Genomic DNA, 21786 nt, shown 5'->3' with positions numbered 1-21786 from the left:
CTATGTTTCAAAAAGCACTGTGGCTAAGAACGTATCAACAAAGTAAATATGTTGTATGGTTATTTTGGCTCGTCAGCTTCTATACTTTGTCATATCAATACTATATGACTTCTATTCAAGAGCAACAATTTCTAAATGACAATAAAAAGTGGAACTATGTATATCATTACCATTTTGATTTAACACTTCTAGATTCTGTTCTGCTGTTAGGTAGTGTACTTATCGTTCTAGCTTGTACGTTAATTGGATGGGAAAGACAAAATAACGCTAGCGACTTGTTATGGTCTATGCCCTTTAAACGTTCGCACCTTTATATAACAAAGTGGTTATTTGGAATCTGTAATATCGTCGCAGTTGTCATTTTAAACTGGGGGCTATTTGCTATTATGAAAAAGTTAACTTTTCATAATAAATATCAAGTATTCTCTCCCTTTCATAGTTATTTTATATACATGTTAATTGTATTAATCGCTATTTATACAATTACCTTATGTGTAGGTACAATTACAGGGAATATTATATCGCAAGGATTTCTCACTACAACTATATTAATCTTTCCAGCTTTACTTCCATCACTTATCTCCGGAGTCATTGCTGTTCACTCAAACACTGAATTTCATGAAGACAACAGCCTTATACATGATGTGATGGAAAACATACGTATCTCTAGCCCAGCAGAAGATTTTCGTATTTACTTTAATTATGATCCACAGAGCGCTTATACTGATCAAAATGGAGTACGTCATAACGAACCAAACTTTACAAAGATTCCACCGGCAAAAACATTGATTGGACCTATTGCACATATTATTCTTTTATTACCACTCGGTATATATTTATATGCCCGTTCAATCAATGAGCGAAATGGTAACTATCTATTATATCCAAAGTTACAAAAGTTAGTAATGGCATGCGCTATTTTCTTTGGTGGGATTGTTGGAGGTTTAATACTAAGTCGAGCGCACTCATTGTCCAGCTTTTACATCGGATTTTTAGTAACTAGTTTCATTACGTATTTCTTCCTACCTAAAATATTAAAATGGAAAGTCTCTTGGAATTTTAAATAAAATAGCCTCCTCTCGATGAGGAGGTTATTTCACATTTTCTCTTCTTTTCCCATACTCTTTTTCTTGTTTCGTTCCAAACCCGTCACCATTTGCGACAATTTGATCTGTTGGAGCAACTATACTTTCAGCAATTCTCCATTCTCCACCTTGTTGAATAAACACTTGCATAAAATAATTCATTCCATTTAATTGATACGGATTTTCTTTTTTTACTTCATAACGCGCTGCAACATAATACACTTGCACATTCTCAGCCTCAAACTTAGAAATATATTGTGATAATCTCGGGATGTACTGTGATGCTTTTTGAAGTGGAAGTTGTTTTACTTTTACAAGAGAAGACTTCGTTACATTGCTTATCGTATCTTCATGCCGAATGTTATCACTGTGATGAAATAAAATAGCATTCTGCATAGAGCGAATCCATAGTTTTGAATATAAAACAGGTTGCTTATTTGAAATATGTTGTAATTCTTTTTGAACGACTTGAAGAGGCGTTGCGGCATCCGCGAATTGATGAAAGCAGAAAAAACTTCCGATCATAATGAAAAGCGTACAAATACGTTTCATTATTTTTCACTCCGATTCTTTTTAATTAAAGTATTGGAGTTTCAAAATGTTTTTATTCAAAAGAAAAAGGATAGGAAAGCTGTCGCTCCCTATCCTCATTTATTATAATACGCGGCCAAATAGCTCTAACACCATTTCTATTTCTTGGTCGCTCCAACCTTTAAATCTCTCTTTATAATATTCTTTTCGTACAGCTTCTAGTTTTTCAGTTACTTCTCTTCCGTGTTCTGTAATTTCTAAGTACACGATACGACGATCTGAATTAGAACGTTTTCTTTCTACTAATCCTTTTCGTACAAGACGATCTGTAACAGCAGTAATATGACTGGAGGTTACGTTTACTTCACTCGCAATTTGCGAAGCCATCTGTGGACTGTTTAAAAATAACGCGCGTAATACAGAAAATTCATTATATGGCATATGTTCTGCAAAACGTGTATTAATATCATTTTGTAATAAACGTATCATCTTTCGAAATGATCCGGATAACTCTAAAATCAGTGTTTCTCTTTTTTCGTTCACTAGCCTCGTCCCTTTTTTATCATATTTACACATATTATAATCTATAAATACCCTCGTTGTATATGCTTTCTTTCTTTCTTTAACATTCCCATTTATGTAACTTTTTCATACAAATTTCTTTTTTGTTCACACATATACATATAAAAAGGATGGTGATGGAAGATGCAAGGTGGAATGAATCCTTATTTACACAATGTACGCACAGCTAATACTGGTAAAGAAGCGACTATTACTGTACAAGGTGAGGGTGTTGTCAAAGCGAAACCAAATGTTGTTATACTAACACTTGGCATTCGAACTGATAGTAAAAATGTGAAACAAGCGCAAGAAGAAAATGCAGTACAATCAAAACAATTGCTGGATGCACTTAAACAGCTTGGTATCGCTGATAAAGATATAGAAACGATTTCTTATACGATCACTCCTCAATACGAGTATGTAAATGATAAAGCATTACTACAAGGATATCGGGTGGAACACTTGTATGAAATTACCGTTTTAAATGTACAAAAAGCAGGGGAAGTATATGATATAGCCGTTTCAAATGGAGCAAACGTAGCAAAAGGTTTACGGTTTCGAATATCTCACCCAAATAAATATTATGAGCAAGCTCTCATTCAAGCTCTGCAACAAGCTGTAGAAAAAGCTCGTGCTATTGCGAGTACATACAATTTAAACATTAATCCTGTTCCACTCTCATTCGTTGAAGAATCTGCTCAATTACCAAGGGAAGTCGCGTCCTATGCTACTTTACATGCACAAGCGTCTCCTCCCATTCAATCGGGAGAATTAGAAATCATTTCTACAATACGGGCGATTTTTACGTATTTATAAATAATTTCATTTATAAGTAAACGTTATCATTTTCCTTGTTGTAAAAACATGATGTTCTGATATAATAAAGGACGGTGAGCTCTTACGAAAGAGATATCACGGGTGGGAGAGGGATATGAAAAAGAAGGTTTAACATGAAAGGAATACTTGAAAGAACATTTAAATTAGGTTTACACGAAACATCACCAAAACAAGAAGTTTTAGCTGGAGTTACGTCATTTTTTACGATCGTATATATTATGATTGTAAATGCATCCATTTTATCCGATGCTGGCATTCCTCTTGAAGCTGGAATTTTAGCAACTGTTTTCAGTTCATTTGTCGGATGTCTGCTCATGGCATTTTGGGCAAATGCACCTGCTATTCTTGTCCCTGGTATGGGTGTAAATGCATTCTTCACGTACACTGCTGTCCATACGCTCGGATTAGCTTGGCAGGAAGCATTAGCAGCTGTCTTCATCTCTGGTATTATTTTTGCAATTGCTGCGTTTACACCAATCGCTCGCGTGCTTTCAGTATCGATTCCAAAGTCACTAAAGGAAGCTATCACTGTCGGCATCGGATTATTTTTAGCATTTATCGGATTGCAAAAAGGTGGTTTAGTCGTTTCGAATCCAAATACTGCTGTTGCAATGGGTAAATTAAGTAGCCCTGTCGTTCTTGCGACCGTGCTTACTCTTATCGTTGCACTCGTATTATTTATTCGTAACGTACGTGGAAACTTTTTATGGACGATTGCAATAGGAACTGGTATTGCATGGCTGTTTGGCCTTGTTGATACAAGTCAAATCGGAAATAGTTCATTCTCATTCGCTAATTACGGCGATGTGTTTGGGGCTATGTCATTTGGCAAACTTTCTTCCTTACCATTTTGGATTGCAACATTCTCCTTAAGCATGGTGCTTATTTTTGAGAACATGGGACTTCTGCACGGTTTATTAGAAGATGACCGTAAATTCCCACGTGCTTACCAAGCCAATGCAATTTCAGCAATGACATGTGGTCTATTTGGCACAAGCCCTACCGTATCAACAGTAGAGAGTGCCGCAGGTATTACTGCAGGCGGAAAGACAGGTCTGACGTCTATCGTTACAGGGTTGTTATTCTTTGCATCACTGTTTGCACTTCCGTTTGTCAAACTAATTCCTGATAGTGCCATTGCACCAATCTTAATTATTATTGGCGGCCTGATGATTACAAGCATTCAACAAATTCCTCTGAACGATTTTTCAGAAGGATTTCCAGCATTCTTAATTATCGTCATGATCCCGCTCACATATAGTATCGCTGATGGCATTGCGTTCGGATTTATTGCTTATCCTATCTTAAAAGTTGCTCTTGGAAAGCGTAAAGAAGTCGCACCGTCTATGTATATCATTACATGCTTATTCTTAGCCATGTTCGTATTACATGCTATTGGTTAAGTAAAAACACCGAGGAATTTTCCCTCGGTGTTTTTTACTTAAACCATCCTTTTTTATAAAACCAAGCCATCATGCCGCCACCAATTAGTGCCATAATAAGTAAACAAATAAAATAACTATATTGTCCACCGAGCTCTGGCATATGCGTAAAGTTCATTCCATATACTCCCGCAATAAATGTTAATGGCATGAAAATAGTCGAGAATACAGTTAATGTTTTCATAATGTTATTCATATGATGCGAGTTTAATGAAAAATAGCTATCTCGAATATCTGCTGTTAACTCCCGGCTTGCTTCAATCATTTCGGTCAATTTAAGCAAATGATCATGTATATCTTTAAAATAAATTTCATGATCACTTATACCGTAAAAACGAGTCGAATTTAAAATACGATACAATAAATCACGCATCGGAATAATTGTACGTCTTAACTTCGATAAATCTGCACGTATATCAAATACTTCTTCTAGTACACTTCCTGCCGTTTCACCCGTTAAATTATCATCAATTGCATTTAAATGATCCTCAATGTAATATACAGGCGCAAAATAGTCATCTACAATTTGATCGATAATTGTATGCGCTACGTGCAGGGGACTATTTTTAATACGCTTCTTTTCTCCAAGCGTTTTCCATACTCTTTCAATTGCATTGTTATGAGAAAAGTGGAAAGAAACAATATAACGATCACTAATAAATAAATCAATCTCGTGAGGTTCTAATCCATCCTCACCAAATGCATGAAGAACTAAAAAGTTATATCCATCATAAAAATCAACTTTTGGCCTCTGTACATATTCTATGCAGTCTTCAATTGCAAGGGGATGGAACTTAAAATGATCTTGCAAAATGTATGTATACTCTTCTTTCGTTGGCTTATATAAATCTAGCCAATACCATACAATATGGTCTTTCTTTGTTTCCTCTAGCGAAACATCATATAATACTTCATCTGTTTTTGTTATTGCACAAATTCTAATCATATTTTCACCCATTATTATTATAAACAAAAAATAGTAAAAAAAGCCAAGGAGAAACACTCCCTGGCCCTTCTTTATTATTCAGTAACGATGCCGTGCACTAATGTTGGTGCATCTACATGCTCTTTAGAGATCTTCATGTTCTCATAAATTTTTGCTTTTACGTCTTCTACATTTTCACGGTTTGCGTAAATGGTAACAAGGGATTCACCTTTTTTCACGCTGTCCCCTACTTTTTTACGAAGCATTAAGCCAACTGCTAAATCAATTTCAGATTCCTTCGTCGCACGTCCTGCTCCTAAAAGCATTGCTGCTGTTCCGATTTCATCTGCAACGATTTCTGATACATAACCGTCTTCCTTCGCTTCCACTTCAATTTTAAATTGTGCTTGTGGTAATTTAGAAGGATCATCAACAACAGATGCATCGCCGCCTTGCGCTGATAAGAACGTTTTAAATGATTCTAGCGCCTTACCGTTGTTCATTACTTCAATTAATTTCTCACGTGCATCTTCTAGAGATGAAGCTTGTCCAGCAAGGTATACCATTTGACTTCCAAGCGTTAAACATAACTCTTCTAAATCTTTCGGTCCTTTACCTTGTAATGTATCAATTGCTTCTTGTACTTCAAGTGCGTTACCAATAGCCTCACCAAGTGGTTGACTCATATCAGAAATAACAGCCATCGTATTACGACCAACGTTATTACCAATGCGCACCATTGCTTCTGCTAAACGTTTTGCATCTTCATCTGTTTTCATAAATGCACCTGCTCCAGTTTTTACATCAAGAACAATTGCATCTGCACCAGCAGCAATTTTTTTACTCATAATTGAGCTTGCAATAAGCGGAATTGAGTTTACTGTTGCCGTGACATCACGAAGTGCATACAATTTTTTATCCGCAGGTGTTAAGTTTCCACTTTGACCAATAACTGCGATTTTATTTTCATTTACAAGACGCATGAATTCATCATTTTCGATTTCAACATGGAATCCTGGAACTGCTTCTAATTTATCAATTGTACCACCAGTATGTCCTAGACCACGTCCAGACATTTTTGCAACCGGTACACCTAAAGCGGCTACTAATGGACCTAATACAAGTGTTGTTGTATCACCAACGCCACCTGTCGAGTGCTTATCTACTTTTACTCCTTCAATAGCTGATAAGTCGATTGTATCACCGCTATTTACCATTGCCATCGTTAAATCTGCACGTTCTTGATCGTTCATATCTTGGAAGAAAATTGCCATTGCAAGTGAACTTACTTGATAATCAGGAATATCACCATTTGTATATCCTTCAACAATAAAGTTAATTTCTTCTGTCGTTAATGCATGTCCGTCACGTTTTTTTGCAATTAGGTCCACCATTCTCATTGTGAGGTCACCCCTTCATTTGTTTTACGATTGCTTTTACTAATGCTAAGAAGTTAGCTTTAACACGTTCTGTCGTTTCGATTACTTCATCGTGGTGAAGTGGCTGATCTAAAATACCAGCTGCCATATTTGAAATACAAGAAATACCAAGTACTTTCATACCAGCGTGACGCGCTACAATTACTTCAGGTACTGTTGACATACCAACTGCATCTCCACCAAGTGTGCGAAGCATACGAATTTCAGCAGGTGTTTCATATACAGGACCTGTCATTCCAACGTATACACCTTCTTGTACTTTAATATTTAAGTCTGCTGCAACTTGTTTCGCCATTTCGCGAAGCTCTACTGTATATGATGTAGACATATCAGGGAAACGTACACCCATTTCAGAATCATTTGGTCCGATTAATGGATTTGTACCCATGAAGTTAATGTGATCTGAAATTAACATAAGATCGCCTGGTTCGAATGATGTATTTACACCACCAGCTGCATTTGTTACAACAACTGTTTCTACTCCTAGTTCTTTCATAACACGAACTGGGAATGTTACTTTTTGCATATCATATCCTTCATAGAAGTGGAAACGTCCTTGCATTGCTACTACTGTTACACCTTGAAGTGTACCGAATACTAGTTGACCTGCATGGCCTTCTACAGTGGAAACTGGGAATTCAGGGATTTCACTGTAAGGTACTGTTACTGCATTCTCGATTTCATCCGCTAATACACCTAGTCCAGATCCAAGGATTAGTCCTACTTGTGGTGTCTCTTGAAATTTCTCTTTTAAATATGAAGCTGATTTTGTAATAAGTTCACGATTCATTTGTTTATCCCCCTATTTCTTTAGCTCGTTTAAGAAGCTTGTTCCGTATTCTGGCATTTTCACACCGAAGTTTTCTGCTACAGTTGCACCAATATCAGCAAATGTTTGACGAAGTGGTAACTCTTTTCCGCCTTCTTTCATGCTTGGGCTATATGCTAATAACGGTACATATTCACGTGTATGATCAGTACCATGATGCACTGGGTCATTACCGTGGTCTGCTGTAATTAATAATAGATCATCTTCTTTTAGTTTTTCAAATACTTCTGGAAGACGTGCATCATATTCTTGCAGAGCTTCTCCGTATCCTTGTGGATCACGACGGTGACCGAATAATGCATCAAAGTCAACTAAGTTTAAGAAGCTAAGACCTGTAAAGTCCATATTTAATGTATCTACAAGCTTATCCATTCCATCCATGTTAGACTTCGTACGAAGTGATTCAGTTACCCCTTCACCATCATAGATGTCAGAGATTTTACCGATAGCAATCACATCATAATCACTATCTTTTAATTCATTCATTACTGTACGGCCGAATGGTTTTAATGCATAGTCATGACGGTTCGGTGTACGTGTAAAGTTTCCAGGCTCACCAACGAATGGACGAGCAATAACACGGCCTACCATGTACTTCTCATCTAACGTTAATTCACGTGCAATTTTACAAATTTTATATAACTCATCAAGCGGCACTACTTCTTCGTGTGCTGCGATTTGTAGTACACTATCAGCAGAAGTGTAAACAATTAAAGAGCCTGTTTCCATTTGTTCTTGACCAAGTTCATCAAGAATTTCAGTTCCAGAAGCTGGTTTATTACCGATGATTTTACGGCCTGTTTTTTCTTCTAATTCATCAAGTAATTCTTTTGGGAATCCTTCTGGGAACACTTGGAATGGTGTATCAATGTAAAGACCCATGATTTCCCAGTGGCCTGTCATTGTATCTTTACCAGTAGATTTTTCTTGCATTTTTGTATAATATCCAAGTGGTTTTTCTACTTTAGAGATGCCTTTCATTTCACGAATGTTACCAAGACCTAATTTCACCATGTTAGGCATTTGTAACCCATTCATATGTTCAGCAATGTGACCAATTGTGTCAGATCCTAAATCACCAAATTGTTCAGCATCTGGTGCTTCACCGATTCCAACAGAGTCCATTACGACTAGGAATATACGTTTATATTTATTCATAACTGCGACCTCCTATAAGTTCAGTTCTACTTCTTGTAGTATGTTCAAAACGCTATAAAGTGAAACTGTTCTCCATAAGAATTATCTTTCGTTCTCATTATCAAACAGTACTTCTTTAAATCATTCTCTAACCTATTTCGTTTACCTTGAAACGACTCAAAAACATTTCTAGTTTTTTCTAAGTCAGATGTCAGACATCTGATACTGATATCATAACATGTTTACGCTTTCTTTTTAATACATTTTCGTAGAATTTCTCATTTTCTTCACACTTCTATTGTAATCCATTATGCACAGAAGTGCTAATCATTTTATGATTTATTTCTTCATATAAAGTGAAATTTTAATCAGTGGCGGTTTTGTTCTTTCCCACTAATCATTTTCAGAATAAAAATAAAAAAAGCAGCTCTAAAGAGCTACCTTTTTATTTTACTTCTACTGTTTCTTCTTTATGTTCATGCAATTCGCCTTTTTTAACATGAACTTTCACTTTGTAAGAACCCTTTTCTTTGAAAGTATGTTTCGTTTCATACTCCCCTTTATTTCCTTCTTTTGCTGGAATGAATTCGTGTTTTTCCACACCATCTTTCCAAATCTCAAGTTGTACTTCAGCACCAGTTAAAGCTTCTTCTTTTTGTTTTAAATGAACTTTCATTGTTGATTCAGCATTTGCTTTTATGTCACCAGCCATAAGGTGAATCATTGTATCGCTTTTATGATCACCATGTCCTGCACCATGATCACTATTTTCTTTTTTCGCATCTTCTACTTTCGCATTTCCTACAGCCACTTTTACTTCTGGCATAACATGCATTTCACGCGCATTTGTGTGAGCAATAATATGGTATACGCCATCCGTCTCGAACGTTTTCTCTACAGCATAAACACCTTTTCCTTTATGCTTACCTTCTAGCATCTCGTGCTTTTCGTCGCCAGCTTTCCAAATTTCAAACTTTACATCATCAGCATCTGTTACCTTTTCTTTTCCTTGTGTAACAAGTGCTTGTACTTCTGTTTTTTCACCAGGTTTAATTTCTTTCGGATTTGTTTGAACTGCTACTTTTACAGCTTCTAGTTTCTGTTCTTTTTTCGGTTCTTCTTTGTTTGTATTACAGCCAGCCAATGCTAGCATCGCGATAAATAAAGTCATAATAAGTTTTTTCATCATCATTTCCTCCTTCATACTTTATTTAGTATAGAGGAAATACATTGTAATATTCTAGTCTTCTGCTGAAAACAATGTACGAAATGTTTGTGAAGTTTCTGTGAAGTGCTATAGCCTTTTGAATCTATGAAAAAAGAGCATAGTACCTATGCTCTCGGATGAAACTGTTTATATACATCTTTTAATCTAGTTTTTGAAACATGCGTATAAATTTGTGTCGTTGAAATATCTGCATGTCCAAGCATTTCTTGCACAGCACGTAAGTCTGCTCCATTTTCTAATAAATGCGTAGCAAAAGAATGACGCAATGTATGAGGTGTAAGCTCTTTTTCAATATTTGCTTCTTTCGCTAATCGTTTTAAAATTTTCCAAAATCCTTGTCTTGATAATCGATTGCCATGATGGTTTAAAAAGAGTGCATCTACTACTTTTTTCCCCATCAATTCTCTTCTTCCCTTTTCAATATACTTTTGAATCGCTTCCGTCGCTAAACTTCCTAGTGGAATAATTCTTTCTTTATTCCCTTTCCCTATGCATCGAACAAATCCCATCGTTAAATGTACATCTTCTAAATTTAATGCAATTAATTCTGAAACACGAAGTCCTGTTGCATATAATAACTCTAGCATCGCTTTATCACGAACCCCAAAAGCGCTCGTCATTTTTGGTGTCTGCAGTAACGCCTCTACTTCATCAACTGACAATACTTTCGGTAATTTCCGTTCTCCTTGCGGCGTTTCAATATGTACGGATGGATCGTGCTCTACCGCTCGTTCCCGAAGTAAAAATTGGTGAAACGAACGAATCGATGCAATATGACGTGCTAATGTTTTCGAAGATTTTCCGTTTTCTTTTAAGTGCTGCAGAAAGTTAACAATGTGCAAGCGTGTCACTTCGTGAAAGCTTTTCGCTTGTTCTACATTTTGCAAATACTTTACATAACTTTTTAAATCACGTTCATAAGATACTACTGTATTTTTCGCTAGTCCTTTTTCAACAACCATATAATGAATAAAATCTTTTAATTGATCTTCCAATCTACACTACTCCCCATTTTCATAGAAAAACATCATTCTATTTACGAAAGCATCCTTTGCCGGCTCTTCATTCCCTGATACTTTTTCTACAGTCTCTTCTTTTGGCTTTTCATAACGATGATAGCTTTCATATTCTTCATTTATCCATAGTATAGCGAAATAAAACAAAATCGTACAACTTGTAAATAATAAAAATACTTTTATCCCATCAAAAGTTAATTTTAAAGCTCGGCGCATTGTAAATTCCTCCAAAATATAAGTTATTACAACATATGCCAAGCTTTCACCAATTTATACCTTATTCAAATAAAAAACCTCTTCCTAGTTAAATAGGAAAAGGTTATTTTTCATCCGTTTCATTTTCTTGACAATTTTTACAAATCCCATGGAATGTTAAACGATGATCCTTCACCTTAAAGCTCCAGTCATGTTCTACTTTCCTTTCCACTTCACCAAGTAAATCTTCTTGTATTTCTTGTACAGCACCACATTGTGTACAAATCAAATGATGGTGGAAACGCTGCGCACCTTCTTGGCGTAAGTCATAGCGTGAAACACCGTCTCCGAAGTTAATCTTATCGACAACTTTTAACTCAGATAATAGTTCTAAAGTTCGATAGACGGTTGCTAATCCGATCTCTGGCGACTTTTCTTTTACAAGGAGGTAAACATCTTCTGCGCTTAAATGATCTTCTTCATTTTCTAGCAGCACACGAACTGTTGCTTCACGTTGCGGTGTTAATTTGTAGCTCGCTGCATGTAATTGCTTCTTAATTCGTTCAATTCTTTCTTCCATTCGGTACTACTCCCTCCTCGCCACTCTTACACCATTATATCAGAAGAAGGGCTTCTGTCAAAAGAAAAACAATAAAAACAAATTGATAATTATTCTCATAAAGTATTTATTGTTTATTAATAGCCTCAACGACTTCTTTCATTAAAACTGGTGATGCATAAGCCTCTACACTAGAAGCAAGAGCTAACACCGCTCCAATTACAAGAAAGAAGCATGTATAACGGATCAATAATGGTAATAGCGGCTCAGTTATTTTTCGGATAAATTGATGCCTAATCATGCGTAAGGAAAAACTTGCGGCAATTGTTGTCATAACGAGAAATACTGGGATGATAATGAGATTTTGTGGCAATACAGAAACGAATGCTAATAATAATCCATTCCATCCATGCTGACTTACTAAGAAACCTACTGTAAATCCGACAACTACTCCTTTTGCAAATAATAAAATAAAAATGAGTGGCAATCCAATAATTGAAATCCCTAAAATCCAAATAAATCCAATGTATTTTAATTGTGAAAAGTAACTTTCTCGAAACATTTCGCCTGCAATGGCAAATTCTCCTTTAGAAACTTGTCCAAAAAAACGTTGCAAATAAAATGATAAATCTTGTTTTTGATTTAATTGTAAACTATTTACAAGAATTGCTCCAAATATTACTCCCATCAATAACAAAACAGCGTTAAATATATATAATGAAGAGTTTTCCTGTATGTGAGACATTACACGGTCTTGCCAAGTTTTTCTCCACATTTTTCTTCCCTCCGTTCACACTCTTACTAAAAATGTATGAAAGAAAGAAAAAAGTATGACGAATTAACATTGAAATTCCGCTCTACTTTGCTAAACTAAAAAGTAGAGAATAGGAGGGATTTCTCTTGAAACCATTATTATTAGATTTTCCAACATTATTTCAAACTGAACGCTTACAGGTTCGTAAGCCATTTCCAGGTGATGGTGCAGAAGTGTATGAAGCAATACAAGCTTCTCTAGAAGACTTAGTACCGTGGATGCCAATTAACGCTGAAACAGAAGAAAGTGCTGAAGAAATCGTTCGTAACGCTCACGGACAGTTTTTACTTCGTGAAACACTTGATTTTCACTTATACGATAAAGTATCTGGTACATTCATCGGAGCTATAACGCTCAAGCCTGAAAACTGGGATATTCCAAAGTTTTCACTTCACTTCTGGCTACATAGCGCTTATACAAAACAAGGCTATATGACCGAAGCTGTGAAAGGTGCCATTCAATTTGCCTTTGATAAGCTAAGCGCTCGAAGAATTGAAATTCGTATTGATGCAACAAATACAAATGCATGTAACTTAGCAGAACGTTTAGAATTTATTCTAGAAGGTACAATGGAAAATGATTTCATAGCACCAGATGGTAGCTTACGTGATGCACGCGTATATGCAAAAATTAATTAAAAACACTCGCCTTTGGCGAGTGTTTATTTTTGTAGTTGTAAATATTGTACTGCAAACATCGTCTTCGCATCGTGAATACGAAGATCTTTCATAAGAGTAGTTGCTTCTTCTAATGATACTTCCATTAATTCCACAAACTCGTCTTCATCTAACGCAGCTTTATTTTCTTTTTTCGTCAAACCTGTCGCTTTATATACATATAAAATTTCATCTGCAAATCCTGGAGATGTATAGAAAGAAGTAATAAGCTCCATATTTTCACATACATAACCTGTTTCCTCTTCTAATTCACGAACTGCTGTCACCTCAGGTTTTTCACCTGGTTCTAACTTGCCAGCCGGAATTTCTATAATCGCCTTTTCAAGCGCTTTACGATACTGCTCAACAAGCACAATTTTCCCCTCATCAGTAATAGCAATAATAGCAACTGCACCAGGGTGATTTACAATTTCACGTTTACTCATTGCTCCATTTGGTAATACTACATCATCAACACGAACTTTTATAACTCTACCATCAAAAATCGGCTCAGTTTTTACTGTTCTCTCTGCAAGATTACTCATACTACTTCATCTCCCTGTTCTATTTCCTATTCTTTCCTCATACATTTTACCACATTGAAAGGAGCGTGATAGAAATGAAAGTTTATATTTTACCAAATCGCGTCACTTTAGTCGGAAAAGCATGGCAAATTCGCCATAAGCTAAAACAATATGGCAAAGAGTATACAACTGTACAAGAGTGGATTACAGCAACTAAAAAGTAAACGTTTGTCAACCTCTTTTCCCTTGCGTACAATAAGGAGAAGGAGGTTGAACTATGAAAAAACGTCAATTAGGAAACTCAGATTTATTTGTGACAGAAATGGGACTTGGCTGTATGTCCCTCGGTACATCTGAAACAGAAGCCCTGCGTATTATCGATGAAGCAATCGATTTAGGAATCAATTTTTTTGATACAGCGGATTTATATGATTATGGATTAAACGAAGAATTTGTTGGAAAAGCCTTAAAAGGAAAACGAGACCAAATTATCCTTACAACGAAGGTTGGGAATCGATGGACAGAAGAAAAAAACGGCTGGTCTTGGGATCCTTCTAAAAATTACATAAAGGCTGAAGTGAAAGAAAGTTTACGTAGACTTCAAACTGATTATATTGATCTTTATCAACTTCACGGCGGGACGATTGAAGATCCTATAGATGAAGTAATTGAAGCCTTTGAAGAATTGAAAAAAGAAGGTATCATTCGCCATTACGGTATTTCTTCTATACGTCCAAATGTCATCCGTGAATATGCACAGCGTTCAAATATCGTTAGTGTTCTAATGGAATATAGCCTTTTGAATCGTCGCCCTGAAGAATGGTTCCAGCTTCTTAATGAACATCAAATTAGCGTCATTGCTCGCGGACCACTTGCAAAAGGAATATTAACTGATAACAATACAAGAAAGATAGAAAGAGTAAAAGAAAAAGATTACCTTTCTTATTCTTACGATGAATTATATGCGACGCTTGCGAATGTAAAAGAAATAATTGGAGAAAACTCCTTAACTGGAACAGCTATTCAATATTGCTTACATAACGAAACTGTTGCAGCTGTTATACCTGGTGCAAGCTCTATTGGGCAATTACGAGAAAATGTACAAGCTAGTAAACAAACAAAGTTAACAACAGCAGAATATACACAGCTTCAGCAAATTGTGAAATGTGATACGTACGCATTACACCGATAAAAAGACGCTACCATACTGGTAGCGTCTTTTTATAACGTATCATATTTATCAGGATTCGTTCCTACATGTAAATTACGATTTAACGTATTAATTTGAGTCATCTCTTCTTCTGTTAATGAAAAGTCAAAGATAGAAAAATTCTCCTGAATGCGAGATGGTGTAACAGACTTAGGAATCGTCACAATCCCGCTTTGAATATCCCACCTTAATATAACTTGCGCAGGTGTTTTTTCATATTTAGTAGCAATGGCCTGAATAATCGGGTGCTGAAATACTTCTCCGCCCCTCATTAATGGACTCCATGCTTCCATTTGAATTTGCTCACCTTGACAGAAATTACGCAATTCAAATTGTGTTAACATCGGATGAAGTTCCACTTGGTTTACCATCGGCTTTATTTTGCAATTTGGTAATAGCAGTTCTAAATGATGTTTATGGAAGTTAGAAACACCAATCGCGCGCACTTTACCTTCTTCATACAGTTTTTCTAATGCTCGGTACGTATCAACATACTTCCCTCTTATTGGCCAATGTATTAAATATAAATCTACATAGTCCATTTGTAATTTTTTTAAGCTTTTCTCAAACGCCTCAAGTGTTTCCTCGTATCCTTGATCATCGTTCCAAACTTTTGTTGTAATAAAGATGTCTTCTCTCGGAATTCCTGATTCACGAACCGCTTCTCCGACACCGCTTTCATTTTCATATACAGTTGCTGTATCAATCGAACGGTATCCAACTTCTAGCGCTGTTTTTACTGCTTGTTTTACTTCGTCGCCTTCTTTCGCTTTATAAACGCCTAAACCAATCATCGGCATTTTTACGCCATTATGAAGTGTAGTTGTTGGAATGTGCACAGTCGTCTCCCTTTCATCATTACATTTTTTTATAAGCCACCACTTTATTTGAACAAGATTCAACCAAAAAGTCAAAACATATGTACAGTTTACATAATAAACTTATATACTTTCTAAAATAATGCGAACTCATTAATTAACATTATTTTCCATCCATTTCTTCGCTTTTTCATCAACATTACGTACAAACTCAGTTTTCCCTTCCGAATATAACGCACCATCATATGTATACTTTTCAGCTAATTCTTTCTTTAAAGTTGCATATGCCTCAGCTTCTTCACAATGAGCCATCATATAATCACGAAATGCTAAATGCCTTACTATCTCAGGGTTTCCTTTTTCAAACACGTGTAAGTGATACGAGCGTTTTTCCTCCGTTCCATGAATAAAATAACGGCGTCTTGAAATACCATTCTCCCCTTTTACGATATAGCCAAGCTCTTCAAAACGTTCATTCCACCTATCTACTCTGTCGATACTCTCTACTTCCATAATCATATCTATAATTGGTTTCGCTGCCAGTCCTGGCACCGACGTACTTCCAATATGATGGACCTTCACCTTTTCTGGCATCGCCGCTTTTAATCTTTCAGCCTCCATTTGAAATTTTTCACCCCAATGATTTTCATGCGGAACAACTACAATTTTTCTCATTCTAACTCCCCTTTTCTTACAAGCTCGTCAAAAAAATGATCAGCGTTATTCACTGATCATTTTCGTTATTATTTAAAGTCTTTCCAAGTAAGGTTACTTTCACTTAACAGTTCTTCAAATGATTTATTCTTTTCACGTTCTTTTTGTTCTTGGCGCTTTCTTTCCTGTTCAGCTGCCACTTTTTCCTCTTCTCTCACTTGCAACTCTTTCTTCTTATTCTTTAATTGCTGCATGAGTGAATCATTTAATTGATCACCTAATGTAAGCGACTCTTTCTTTTGTTGATTCACTTGCGCTTGTCTTTGCATTTGTCTTTGTTTCTTTTTCTTCATACTACTCACCTTTTACTTTTTTCTCCATTATAGTAGATACACAATGAACTCGACAATAAAAAAGGTCCTTTACTCTATTATTCACTTTTTGTAAATATGTTAATTTTTCGAAAAAACTATTTTTTTGTATAGATATAATCCTATGAATCTATTAAAATTATGTCGTATGATGTCAGATTATAAAAAAAGGAGAATTAGATTATGTGGAAAAAAATCATTCCTGCTGTTGCCGTTTTAAGCACCATTACTTTTTCAACCGTATTTGCTGCTCCCCCATCCCAGACTCCAGCTGAACAAAACCGCTACATAGACGTACAAATGCTTGGTATTAATGATTTCCATGGACAACTAGATACTGTTAAAAAAATTAATAACAAAGAAGCTGGTGGCGCTGATTACTTAGCTACTTATTTAAAAGAACGTAAAAAGCAAAACCCGAATACACTTCTCGTACACGCTGGCGATATTGTCGGAGCTAGTCCACCAGTTTCAGCATTGTTACAAGATGAACCAACGATTGAATTTTTAAATGACTTAAAATTTGATGTTGGTACAATCGGTAACCACGAATTTGATGAAGGTATTGATGAAATGAAACGTCTCATTTACGGTGGCTATCACGAAAAAACAGGGAATTTCAAAGGTGCAAATTTCCCTTATGTCGCTGCAAACTTCTATAATAAATCCACTGGCCGCTTATTTTTACCGCCATTTACTGTAAAAATGGTAAATGGTGTGCCTGTAGGATTCATTGGCGTAGTTACAACTGATACACCAAATGTCGTGATGCCTACTATGCTTAAAAATGTAGAAATCACTGACGAAGTAGAAGCAATTAATAAATCAACGCAGCAATTAAAGCGTCTTGGCGTTAAATCCATTGTCGTCCTTGCTCATGTCGGTGGAACAACAGATGAGTCTGGTGTGACAAATGGAGACCTTACTCGAATTGCAAATGAAACAGATCCGGAAGTTGATGTTATTTTTGGTGGGCATAGTCACACGTATGTAAATGGTACTGTAAATAATAAACTAATCGTCCAAGCGAACTCTTACGGAATGGCTTTCTCAGATGTAGATGTAACAATTGATCGTAAAACAAAAGATATTGTAAAGAAAAAAGCTGAAGTTGTTACAACATACCATGAAGGTGTAGAACCTGATAAACAAGTAAAGAAAAAACTAGATCAATATAAAGAAAAAATTGCACCGCTTGTAAATGAAGTTGTCGGAAAATCTACAGCACCTATCGACCGTAAACAAAATGATGCTGGTGAGTCCACTCTTGGAAATTTAGTTGCCGATGCCCAGCGCCAAACGATGCAAACTCAAATCGCACTTATGAATCCGGGCGGCATTCGTAATGACTTAGATGCTGGCGATATTACATGGGGCGAATTATACGGCATTCAGCCTTTTGGAAACCAATTAATTAAAGTAGATTTAACAGGTCAAGATATTCGCGACATTTTAAATCAACAATGGCAAAAAGGAACGACGAGAATGCTTCAAATTTCAGGTATTCAATATACGTGGGATGCAAATAAACCAAACGGTGAAAAAGTTACAAATATACGTTTAACAAACGGTGAAGAATTATCTCCATCTAAAACGTATAGCGTAGTGGCAAATGCCTTTTTAGCTTCTGGCGGTGATGGATTTGTATCATTTAAAAATGGTAAAAATGCAGAGACTGGTCCAAACGACTTTGAAGCGCTAGTCGATTACGTAAAACAATTAAAAGAACCTATTCAGCCAATTATCGATGGTAGAATTCAAAAAACAAATTAAGTACACTCATAATAAACAATCTTAATTTTTCATCGTAAAAGATACACATAAACCTTTTATCCGTCATATATGTGAAACCTAAAAAGGATACTCGTTCTTACAATGAACATAGTATCCTTTTCTTTATTTATCAATATGTGATGTGTTGTTAAAATCATATTGTTGTAAAAATTGTTGTAACGCCTCTTCTACAAGTTTAGATTTTTGAATTCCTTTCGATTCTGATATAACGTCTAGTTTTGCTAATACTTCTTTATTAATAGAAAAGGTACGTTTCTTTTTTTCTGTACTTATATTCATCATGGGGGCAATTACTTCTTCTTTCTTTCTTAATAACTCATAAATACTTTGTAATTGTTCATAAATTAATAGTTGATAATCCGTTTTCGCATATTGAAGGGCTGTCGCTTCTTGGAGTTGTAAGTGACGCGGTTCTTCTCCATCTCCTACAAAAATACGCTTTTTCTGTTCTCCATCATATTCGTATCCAATCAATCTTAATTTCTTCGATAATGTATACGGGCTTATTTCAAGACGTTTTGCTATAATAGCGATGGATTCACGCCTATTTAAACAATCGATAATTTCTCCAATCGTCACAATTTCCCTCCTCCCATATTGAAATGACACTAGTATGGTATGTTACAATGATTTTCTAACAGTATATGCAAAACGAATAGCCTGTGCGATTCATACGATTTTAGAAAAGGAGGTTTTCAATATGCTTTTTCGTAGCAATACCCCGCAGTTCTATAATGAAAATAAAAAACTCATTCCCAATAGTATCGCTACGATGGAAAGCGTTATGATTAACAACCGAAAACAAACTCTCCTTATGCGCGGGCAAAACGTAGAGCAGCCTATTTTATTATGCTGTCACGGTGGACCAGGCATGGCACAAATCGGATTTATTCGTCATTTTCAAAAAGAATTGGAGAAACACTTCATCGTAATTAATTGGGATCAGCGCGGGGCAGGTAAATCCTTTTCAATGAAAGATTTCGGAGCAAATTTTACAATCGAACAATTCATTTCCGATGCAAAAGAAGTGATTCAATATGTACTTAAAAAGTTCAATAAACAGAAACTATTTCTCGCTGGTCATTCTTGGGGAAGTATTATCGGGCTTAACATAGCACACTATTATCCACAATATATCGAGGCTTATATCGGTATTGGGCAAATTGTACATATGAAACAAAACGAGGAATTACTATATCAGCATTTAATTCGTTCTGCAAAAAAATATAATCATAAAAAAGCATTAGCGTCCCTTTTAAAATTAGGAAAACCGCCATTTTTAGATACGAGACGCCTTATTATTCAAAGAAAATGGCTTGGCACATTCGGAGGTGCAATCCAAAACGGATCTTCCTTTTCTTTCATACGAAAAGGCTTCTTTTCTCCCGAATATACACTATTAGATTGGTTCAAGTTTCTCGCAGGAAATTTAAAATCTGGCGTTTTATGGGAAGAAATGTTGACAATCGATTTCTTTTCTTCTATTACGAGTTTATCTATTCCAGTTTATTTTTGTTCTGGTCGCTATGATTATCAAACTCCTTATGCACTCGTTCAGGAATATTGTGATGTAATAGAAGCACCGATAAAAAAGATGATTTGGTTCCCAAATTCAGCACATTCTCCCGATTTAGAAGAGCCAGAATTATTCGCTCGTTCTTTACAATCCATTAAACAAGAGCTAGCTTTTCACCATTAGTAACAAAAGGCTCTTTTACATTTCATAAGAAACAATTTATAATAATATGTCGCAACTATGTATAAATCTAGCAAGGTGATTCATATTTCCTTGCCTTAACACAATAAAATTTTGGGGAGATTACATTTATTATGAATGCTGTACTCATTGCAGTAGCAGTTATGCTATTGCTTAGTTTGTTACGTGTCCAGGTCATTGTCGCCATCATTGTTGGAGCTTTAACAGGCGGACTTATCGGTGGACTCGGTATTTCAGAAACGATTAACACTTTTACAACTGGTCTTGGAAACAGTGCTCCAATCGCTTTAAGTTATGCAATGCTTGGTGGTTTCGCTATTTCTCTTTCCAAAACCGGACTTCCAGATGCTATGATTCAAACTGCATTAAAGTGGATTGGCAATGAACAAGACACGAAAAAACAAGTTTACTCTAAAATACTTATTCTATTTATCATTTTAACGATGGCTTGTTTCTCACAAAATGTGATTCCTGTTCACATCGCTTTCATCCCCATCTTAATTCCAGCACTTTTAAAAGTATTAAATGAGCTGAAAGTGGATCGCAGACTTGTTACATGTATTATTACATTCGGATTGATTACTCCTTATATGTGGATTCCAGCAGGATTCGGAAAAATTTATCATGATGTATTACAAACAAATGCTGCGCAAAGCGGTCTTACATTTGATGTCGCACTTATTCCAAAAGCAATGACCATTCCAGCAATCGGTATGATTATCGGATTATGTGTGGCAGTATTTATTACGTACCGAAAACCTCGTACGTATGAAACAGAACAAATTCATACTACTGAAAATGAAATCGTTCCCTATACAAAACGAAGCATTACTTTCGGGCTAGTATCTATCTTAGCTACATTAACTGTTCAATTAGCAACAGAATCAATGATTTTCGGCGCTCTAGCGGGGATTATCGTTTTATCAGTTAGTGGTAGTCTACCTCTTAAAGAAGCTGATGCAATTTTAACAAGCGGAATGCGTATGATGTCCTTTATCGGATTTGTTATGATTTCTGCCGCTGGGTTCGGAGCTGTTCTTCGAAAAACAGGACATGTTGAATCTCTTGTACAAACGAGTGCACATATAATTGGGAATAACAAACCACTCGCTGCATTTCTTATGCTTGTAATTGGACTGCTCGTTACGATGGGGATTGGATCATCTTTTTCAACCATCCCTATTTTAACAACAATTTTTGTACCTCTTTGTATTCAGCTTGGATTTAGTCCAATGGCCACCATTGCAATTATCGGTACAGCCGGAGCGCTAGGAGACGCAGGATCTCCAGCATCAGATAGTACACTTGGACCAACATCCGGTTTAAATGCTGATGGTCAACACCATCATATATGGGATACGTGTGTACCAACTTTTTTACATTACAATATACCGTTACTTATATTCGGCTTTATTGCCGCAATTACATTATAAAAGGTGCGTTT

Annotated in this window: 25 protein-coding genes; 9 read left to right on the top strand and 16 right to left on the bottom strand. The window is 36.0% G+C overall.

Going from position 1 to position 21786, the window contains the following annotated elements:
- The first annotated feature begins 2 nt into the window (after positions 1–2).
- Complete coding sequence (locus QCI47_RS07135) at positions 3–1067, top strand: ABC transporter permease subunit (RefSeq protein ID WP_000486552.1); 1065 nt, start codon at positions 3–5, stop codon at positions 1065–1067.
- 24 nt (positions 1068–1091) lie between these two features.
- Here the strand turns inward: QCI47_RS07135 and QCI47_RS07130 are convergent, their stop codons facing one another.
- Together QCI47_RS07130 and QCI47_RS07125 are read right to left on the bottom strand one after the other, a co-directional pair.
- Positions 1092–1637 carry a hypothetical protein gene (locus tag QCI47_RS07130; protein ID WP_000820919.1) on the bottom strand — a complete coding sequence of 182 codons (546 nt, stop codon included), beginning with the start codon at positions 1635–1637 and terminating at the stop codon, positions 1092–1094.
- Between the two features lie 102 nt (positions 1638–1739).
- A complete protein-coding gene (locus tag QCI47_RS07125) occupies positions 1740–2159 on the bottom strand; it encodes a MarR family winged helix-turn-helix transcriptional regulator (RefSeq protein WP_001003315.1) in 420 nt (139 codons plus the stop codon).
- Positions 2160–2321: 162 nt separating this feature from the next.
- Here QCI47_RS07125 and QCI47_RS07120 point away from each other — a divergent pair, with 162 nt between their 5' ends.
- Together QCI47_RS07120 and QCI47_RS07115 are read left to right on the top strand one after the other, a co-directional pair.
- Positions 2322–2993, top strand: coding sequence for an SIMPL domain-containing protein (locus QCI47_RS07120; protein ID WP_001161455.1), 672 nt, complete (start codon positions 2322–2324; stop codon positions 2991–2993).
- A 134-nt stretch (positions 2994–3127) separates the two neighbouring features.
- On the top strand, positions 3128–4417 hold the full coding sequence (locus QCI47_RS07115) for an NCS2 family permease (RefSeq protein WP_071741827.1): 1290 nt from the start codon (positions 3128–3130) through the stop codon (positions 4415–4417).
- 34 nt (positions 4418–4451) lie between these two features.
- Here the strand turns inward: QCI47_RS07115 and corA are convergent, their stop codons facing one another.
- The 9 genes from corA to spoIIM all read right to left on the bottom strand — a co-directional run bounded on the left by corA (position 4452) and on the right by spoIIM (position 12529).
- Positions 4452–5414 (bottom strand): magnesium/cobalt transporter CorA, encoded by a 963-nt coding sequence (gene corA / locus QCI47_RS07110; protein ID WP_001998197.1) that lies wholly within the window; start codon positions 5412–5414, stop codon positions 4452–4454.
- 62 nt (positions 5415–5476) lie between these two features.
- On the bottom strand, positions 5477–6781 hold the full coding sequence (locus tag QCI47_RS07105; protein ID WP_001243079.1) for a pyrimidine-nucleoside phosphorylase: 1305 nt from the start codon (positions 6779–6781) through the stop codon (positions 5477–5479).
- 7 nt (positions 6782–6788) lie between these two features.
- The gene (locus QCI47_RS07100) at positions 6789–7610 is read right to left on the bottom strand and encodes a purine-nucleoside phosphorylase (protein WP_001078446.1); all 822 of its coding nucleotides are present in this window, start codon (positions 7608–7610) and stop codon (positions 6789–6791) included.
- A gap of 12 nt (positions 7611–7622) precedes the next feature.
- Positions 7623–8807: a phosphopentomutase gene (gene deoB, locus QCI47_RS07095; protein ID WP_001046082.1), complete on the bottom strand. Its 1185-nt coding sequence runs from the start codon at positions 8805–8807 to the stop codon at positions 7623–7625.
- Positions 8808–9231: 424 nt separating this feature from the next.
- Positions 9232–9975 (bottom strand): FixH family protein, encoded by a 744-nt coding sequence (locus QCI47_RS07090; RefSeq protein WP_001993299.1) that lies wholly within the window; start codon positions 9973–9975, stop codon positions 9232–9234.
- Positions 9976–10118: 143 nt separating this feature from the next.
- Positions 10119–11009 (bottom strand): site-specific tyrosine recombinase XerD, encoded by an 891-nt coding sequence (gene xerD, locus QCI47_RS07085; RefSeq protein ID WP_000390084.1) that lies wholly within the window; start codon positions 11007–11009, stop codon positions 10119–10121.
- A 6-nt stretch (positions 11010–11015) separates the two neighbouring features.
- On the bottom strand, positions 11016–11246 hold the full coding sequence (locus QCI47_RS07080; RefSeq protein WP_001250432.1) for a YqzK family protein: 231 nt from the start codon (positions 11244–11246) through the stop codon (positions 11016–11018).
- 103 nt (positions 11247–11349) lie between these two features.
- Positions 11350–11805, bottom strand: a complete 456-nt coding sequence (fur, locus tag QCI47_RS07075; RefSeq protein WP_000392655.1) for a ferric iron uptake transcriptional regulator — start codon at positions 11803–11805, stop codon at positions 11350–11352.
- A 106-nt stretch (positions 11806–11911) separates the two neighbouring features.
- The gene (gene spoIIM, locus QCI47_RS07070) at positions 11912–12529 is read right to left on the bottom strand and encodes a stage II sporulation protein M (RefSeq protein ID WP_223290733.1); all 618 of its coding nucleotides are present in this window, start codon (positions 12527–12529) and stop codon (positions 11912–11914) included.
- A 155-nt stretch (positions 12530–12684) separates the two neighbouring features.
- Between spoIIM and QCI47_RS07065 the strand changes: the two genes are divergently transcribed.
- Entirely contained in the window at positions 12685–13236 is a 552-nt protein-coding gene (locus QCI47_RS07065; RefSeq protein ID WP_000803491.1) for a GNAT family N-acetyltransferase, read from the top strand.
- A 23-nt stretch (positions 13237–13259) separates the two neighbouring features.
- Here QCI47_RS07065 and QCI47_RS07060 read toward each other — a convergent pair whose 3' ends face one another.
- Positions 13260–13799: an NUDIX hydrolase gene (locus QCI47_RS07060; protein WP_000067038.1), complete on the bottom strand. Its 540-nt coding sequence runs from the start codon at positions 13797–13799 to the stop codon at positions 13260–13262.
- Positions 13800–13873: 74 nt separating this feature from the next.
- Between QCI47_RS07060 and mciZ the strand changes: the two genes are divergently transcribed.
- Together mciZ and lolS are read left to right on the top strand one after the other, a co-directional pair.
- Complete coding sequence (gene mciZ, locus QCI47_RS07055) at positions 13874–14002, top strand: Z-ring formation inhibitor MciZ (protein WP_000870299.1); 129 nt, start codon at positions 13874–13876, stop codon at positions 14000–14002.
- Between the two features lie 53 nt (positions 14003–14055).
- A complete protein-coding gene (gene lolS / locus QCI47_RS07050; protein ID WP_000747198.1) occupies positions 14056–14970 on the top strand; it encodes an aldo/keto reductase in 915 nt (304 codons plus the stop codon).
- Between the two features lie 29 nt (positions 14971–14999).
- On the opposite strand, the gene QCI47_RS07045 is transcribed toward lolS, so the two are convergent.
- The 3 genes from QCI47_RS07045 to QCI47_RS07035 all read right to left on the bottom strand — a co-directional run bounded on the left by QCI47_RS07045 (position 15000) and on the right by QCI47_RS07035 (position 16813).
- A complete protein-coding gene (locus QCI47_RS07045; RefSeq protein ID WP_000547999.1) occupies positions 15000–15827 on the bottom strand; it encodes an aldo/keto reductase in 828 nt (275 codons plus the stop codon).
- Between the two features lie 132 nt (positions 15828–15959).
- On the bottom strand, positions 15960–16481 hold the full coding sequence (locus tag QCI47_RS07040; RefSeq protein WP_001227170.1) for a GrpB family protein: 522 nt from the start codon (positions 16479–16481) through the stop codon (positions 15960–15962).
- 68 nt (positions 16482–16549) lie between these two features.
- Positions 16550–16813, bottom strand: coding sequence for a YqkE family protein (locus QCI47_RS07035; RefSeq protein ID WP_000727549.1), 264 nt, complete (start codon positions 16811–16813; stop codon positions 16550–16552).
- A gap of 201 nt (positions 16814–17014) precedes the next feature.
- Between QCI47_RS07035 and QCI47_RS07030 the strand changes: the two genes are divergently transcribed.
- Positions 17015–18604 carry a bifunctional metallophosphatase/5'-nucleotidase gene (locus QCI47_RS07030; RefSeq protein WP_074531973.1) on the top strand — a complete coding sequence of 530 codons (1590 nt, stop codon included), beginning with the start codon at positions 17015–17017 and terminating at the stop codon, positions 18602–18604.
- 123 nt (positions 18605–18727) lie between these two features.
- Here QCI47_RS07030 and QCI47_RS07025 read toward each other — a convergent pair whose 3' ends face one another.
- Positions 18728–19204, bottom strand: coding sequence for a ribbon-helix-helix domain-containing protein (locus tag QCI47_RS07025; protein ID WP_309422209.1), 477 nt, complete (start codon positions 19202–19204; stop codon positions 18728–18730).
- A gap of 121 nt (positions 19205–19325) precedes the next feature.
- Here QCI47_RS07025 and QCI47_RS07020 point away from each other — a divergent pair, with 121 nt between their 5' ends.
- Positions 19326–20324, top strand: a complete 999-nt coding sequence (locus QCI47_RS07020) for an alpha/beta fold hydrolase (RefSeq protein WP_000898953.1) — start codon at positions 19326–19328, stop codon at positions 20322–20324.
- A gap of 131 nt (positions 20325–20455) precedes the next feature.
- Positions 20456–21775 carry a Na+/H+ antiporter family protein gene (locus tag QCI47_RS07015; protein ID WP_000994774.1) on the top strand — a complete coding sequence of 440 codons (1320 nt, stop codon included), beginning with the start codon at positions 20456–20458 and terminating at the stop codon, positions 21773–21775.
- The last annotated feature ends 11 nt before the right edge of the window (positions 21776–21786 follow it).

It is taken from the genome of Bacillus cereus group sp. RP29, from assembly GCF_040459765.1.
GTDB lineage: Bacteria > Bacillota > Bacilli > Bacillales > Bacillaceae_G > Bacillus_A > Bacillus_A paranthracis.
The sequence above is the reverse complement of the archived record's forward strand: the minus strand, read 5'-3'. Positions and strand labels throughout refer to the sequence as shown.

Excerpts from the sequence above, each read along its gene's own strand:
- QCI47_RS07020 (WP_000898953.1), top strand. The coding sequence starts at position 19,326 with ATGCTTTTTCGTAGCAATACCCCGCAGTTCTATAATGAAAATAAAAAA.
- QCI47_RS07015 (WP_000994774.1), top strand. The coding sequence starts at position 20,456 with ATGAATGCTGTACTCATTGCAGTAGCAGTTATGCTATTGCTTAGTTTG.
- QCI47_RS07035 (WP_000727549.1), bottom strand. The coding sequence starts at position 16,813 with ATGAAGAAAAAGAAACAAAGACAAATGCAAAGACAAGCGCAAGTGAAT.
- QCI47_RS07135 (WP_000486552.1), top strand. The coding sequence starts at position 3 with ATGTTTCAAAAAGCACTGTGGCTAAGAACGTATCAACAAAGTAAATAT.
- QCI47_RS07060 (WP_000067038.1), bottom strand. The coding sequence starts at position 13,799 with ATGAGTAATCTTGCAGAGAGAACAGTAAAAACTGAGCCGATTTTTGAT.
- QCI47_RS07115 (WP_071741827.1), top strand. The coding sequence starts at position 3,128 with ATGAAAGGAATACTTGAAAGAACATTTAAATTAGGTTTACACGAAACA.
- QCI47_RS07120 (WP_001161455.1), top strand. The coding sequence starts at position 2,322 with ATGCAAGGTGGAATGAATCCTTATTTACACAATGTACGCACAGCTAAT.
- QCI47_RS07040 (WP_001227170.1), bottom strand. The coding sequence starts at position 16,481 with ATGAGAAAAATTGTAGTTGTTCCGCATGAAAATCATTGGGGTGAAAAA.
- QCI47_RS07090 (WP_001993299.1), bottom strand. The coding sequence starts at position 9,975 with ATGATGAAAAAACTTATTATGACTTTATTTATCGCGATGCTAGCATTG.
- QCI47_RS07080 (WP_001250432.1), bottom strand. The coding sequence starts at position 11,246 with ATGCGCCGAGCTTTAAAATTAACTTTTGATGGGATAAAAGTATTTTTA.
- fur (WP_000392655.1), bottom strand. The coding sequence starts at position 11,805 with ATGGAAGAAAGAATTGAACGAATTAAGAAGCAATTACATGCAGCGAGC.
- corA (WP_001998197.1), bottom strand. The coding sequence starts at position 5,414 with ATGGGTGAAAATATGATTAGAATTTGTGCAATAACAAAAACAGATGAA.
- QCI47_RS07105 (WP_001243079.1), bottom strand. The coding sequence starts at position 6,781 with ATGAGAATGGTGGACCTAATTGCAAAAAAACGTGACGGACATGCATTA.
- QCI47_RS07130 (WP_000820919.1), bottom strand. The coding sequence starts at position 1,637 with ATGAAACGTATTTGTACGCTTTTCATTATGATCGGAAGTTTTTTCTGC.
- mciZ (WP_000870299.1), top strand. The coding sequence starts at position 13,874 with ATGAAAGTTTATATTTTACCAAATCGCGTCACTTTAGTCGGAAAAGCA.
- deoB (WP_001046082.1), bottom strand. The coding sequence starts at position 8,807 with ATGAATAAATATAAACGTATATTCCTAGTCGTAATGGACTCTGTTGGA.
- lolS (WP_000747198.1), top strand. The coding sequence starts at position 14,056 with ATGAAAAAACGTCAATTAGGAAACTCAGATTTATTTGTGACAGAAATG.
- QCI47_RS07030 (WP_074531973.1), top strand. The coding sequence starts at position 17,015 with ATGTGGAAAAAAATCATTCCTGCTGTTGCCGTTTTAAGCACCATTACT.
- QCI47_RS07100 (WP_001078446.1), bottom strand. The coding sequence starts at position 7,610 with ATGAATCGTGAACTTATTACAAAATCAGCTTCATATTTAAAAGAGAAA.
- spoIIM (WP_223290733.1), bottom strand. The coding sequence starts at position 12,529 with ATGTCTCACATACAGGAAAACTCTTCATTATATATATTTAACGCTGTT.